Here is a 3,041-nt window from a genome sequence, read left to right as displayed (position 1 = left end):
ATGCCTCGGGCATCCAAGCAGCAAGCGCGTTACGCCGTGGGTCGATGTTTGATGTTATGGAGCAGCAACGATGTTACGCAGCAGGGCAGTCGCCCTAAAACAAAGTTAGGCAGCACAGAGCGACCATTTCATGTCCGCGAGCACCCCCCCCATAACTCTTCGCCTCATGACCGAGCGCGACCTGCCGATGCTCCATGATTGGCTCAACCGGCCGCACATCGTTGAGTGGTGGGGTGGTGACGAAGAGCGACCGACTCTTGATGAAGTGCTGGAACACTACCTGCCCAGAGCGATGGCGGAAGAGTCCGTAACACCGTACATCGCAATGCTGGGCGAGGAACCGATCGGCTATGCTCAGTCGTACGTCGCGCTCGGAAGCGGTGATGGCTGGTGGGAAGATGAAACTGATCCAGGAGTGCGAGGAATAGACCAGTCTCTGGCTGACCCGACACAGTTGAACAAAGGCCTAGGAACAAGGCTTGTCCGCGCTCTCGTTGAACTACTGTTCTCGGACCCCACCGTGACGAAGATTCAGACCGACCCGACTCCGAACAACCATCGAGCCATACGCTGCTATGAGAAGGCAGGATTCGTGCGGGAGAAGATCATCACCACGCCTGACGGGCCGGCGGTTTACATGGTTCAAACACGACAAGCCTTCGAGAGAAAGCGCGGTGTTGCCTAACAACTCATTCAAGCCGACGCCGCTTCGCGGCGCGGCTTAATTCAGGTGTTGGGCGTCAAGGAAAACTTAATGGCAATCCGAATCTTCGCAATACTTTTCTCCACTTTTGTTTTTGGCACGTTCGCGCATGCACAAGAAGGCATGCGCGAACGTTCTGACTGGCGGAAGTTTTTCAGCGAATTTCAAGCCAAAGGCACGATAGTTGTGGCAGACGAACGCCAAACAGATCGTGTCATATTGGTTTTTGATCAGGTGCGGTCAGAGAAACGCTACTCGCCGGCCTCGACATTCAAGATTCCACATACACTTTTTGCACTTGACGCAGGCGCTGCACGTGATGAGTTTCAAGTTTTCCGATGGGACGGCATCAAAAGAAGCTTTGCAGCTCACAACCAAGACCAAGACTTGCGATCAGCAATGCGGAATTCTACTGTCTGGATTTATGAGCTATTTGCAAAAGAGATCGGTGAAGACAAGGCTCGACGCTATTTGAAGCAAATCGACTATGGCAACGCCGATCCTTCGACAAGTAATGGCGATTACTGGATAGATGGCAATCTTGCTATCGCGGCACAAGAACAGATTGCATTTCTCAGGAAGCTCTATCATAACGAGTTGCCCTTTCGGGTAGAACATCAGCGCTTGGTCAAGGACCTCATGATTGTGGAAGCCGGTCGCAACTGGATACTGCGCGCAAAGACGGGCTGGGAAGGCCGCATGGGTTGGTGGGTAGGATGGGTTGAGTGGCCGACTGGCCCCGTATTCTTCGCACTGAATATTGATACGCCAAACAGGATGGATGACCTTTTCAAAAGGGAGGCAATAGTGCGGGCAATCCTTCGCTCTATCGAAGCGTTGCCGCCCAACCCGGCAGTCAACTCGGACGCAGCGCGATAAAGCCGCGCAGCGCCGGTTACTTCTACGTTAGCCCTCAGGAGGAAAAATGAAAATATCTCTTATGGCAGCTGTTTCCGAGAATGGAGTAATTGGCTCTGGATTGGATATACCTTGGCATGTACAAGGCGAGCAGCTCCTATTCAAAGCCATGACTTACAATCAATGGCTTCTAGTTGGTCGTAAAACCTTCGACTCAATGGGTAAACTTCCGAATAGAAAATATGCAGTGGTTACTCGTTCTAAAATTATCTCGAATGACCCTGATGTTGTGTATTTCGCAAGTGTTGAATCGGCATTAGCTTACCTAAACAATGCGACAGCACATATCTTTGTTTCTGGTGGTGGTGAAATATATGAAGCTTTAATCGATCAAGCAGATGTTATCCATCTTTCAGTGATTCACAAGCATATCTCTGGCGATGTGTTTTTTCCTCCAGTTCCACAGGGCTTCAAGCAAACATTTGAGCAAAGTTTCAGTTCAAATATTGATTACACGTACCAAATTTGGGCAAAGGGCTAACAATCTGTTTAAGAGTGATTCGCAACGCGTGGCATTTTTACTATGCGTTGCGTTTAGTGTTTAAGGTGGTATGCGGAGGCTTCGGTATTGCGTTGCTCACACCTTAACAGGGCGTTAGACGGCAAAGTCACAGACCGCGGGATCTCTTATGACCAACTACTTTGATAGCCCCTTCAAAGGCAAGCTGCTTTCTGAGCAAGTGAAGAACCCCAATATCAAAGTTGGGCGGTACAGCTATTACTCTGGCTACTATCATGGGCACTCATTCGATGACTGCGCACGGTATCTGTTTCCGGACCGTGATGACGTTGATAAGTTGATCATCGGTAGTTTCTGCTCTATCGGGAGTGGGGCTTCCTTTATCATGGCTGGCAATCAGGGGCATCGGTACGACTGGGCATCATCTTTCCCGTTCTTTTATATGCAGGAAGAACCTGCATTCTCAAGCGCACTCGATGCCTTCCAAAAAGCAGGTAATACTGTCATTGGCAATGACGTTTGGATCGGCTCTGAGGCAATGGTCATGCCCGGAATCAAGATCGGGCACGGTGCGGTGATAGGCAGCCGCTCGTTGGTGACAAAAGATGTGGAGCCTTACGCTATCGTTGGCGGCAATCCCGCTAAGAAGATTAAGAAACGCTTCACCGATGAGGAAATTTCATTGCTTCTGGAGATGGAGTGGTGGAATTGGTCACTGGAGAAGATCAAAGCGGCAATGCCCATGCTGTGCTCGTCTAATATTGTTGGCCTGCACAAGTATTGGCTCGAGTTTGCCGTCTAACAATTCAATCAAGCCGATGCCGCTTCGCGGCACGGCTTATTTCAGGCGTTAGATGCACTAAGCACATAATTGCTCACAGCCAAACTATCAGGTCAAGTCTGCTTTTATTATTTTTAAGCGTGCATAATAAGCCCTACACAAATTGGGAGTTAGACATC

At 49.8% G+C, this 3,041-nt stretch carries 4 protein-coding genes; all 4 read left to right on the top strand.

Going from position 1 to position 3,041, the window contains the following annotated elements; genetic code table 11:
• Nucleotides 1-130: 130 nt before the first annotated feature.
• The 4 genes from AC2UZJ_RS12450 (at nt 131) to AC2UZJ_RS12435 (ending at nt 2,883) form a co-directional block, all read left to right on the top strand.
• A complete protein-coding gene (locus AC2UZJ_RS12450) occupies nt 131-685 on the top strand; it encodes an aminoglycoside N-acetyltransferase AAC(6')-IIa (RefSeq protein ID WP_023622803.1) in 555 nt (184 codons plus the stop codon).
• 69 nt (nt 686-754) lie between these two features.
• Nucleotides 755-1,582, top strand: a complete 828-nt coding sequence (locus tag AC2UZJ_RS12445; protein WP_014386432.1) for an OXA-2 family oxacillin-hydrolyzing class D beta-lactamase OXA-21 — start codon at nt 755-757, stop codon at nt 1,580-1,582.
• Nucleotides 1,583-1,628: 46 nt separating this feature from the next.
• The gene (dfrA6, locus tag AC2UZJ_RS12440; protein ID WP_259429034.1) at nt 1,629-2,102 is read left to right on the top strand and encodes a trimethoprim-resistant dihydrofolate reductase DfrA6; all 474 of its coding nucleotides are present in this window, start codon (nt 1,629-1,631) and stop codon (nt 2,100-2,102) included.
• Nucleotides 2,103-2,250: 148 nt separating this feature from the next.
• Nucleotides 2,251-2,883, top strand: a complete 633-nt coding sequence (locus AC2UZJ_RS12435) for a type B-3 chloramphenicol O-acetyltransferase CatB3 (RefSeq protein ID WP_000186237.1) — start codon at nt 2,251-2,253, stop codon at nt 2,881-2,883.
• Nucleotides 2,884-3,041: the final 158 nt, after the last annotated feature.

The sequence above is a fragment of the Paenalcaligenes sp. DL 309 genome (assembly GCF_057475285.1).
This window is presented reverse-complemented; position numbering and strand designations above follow the sequence as displayed.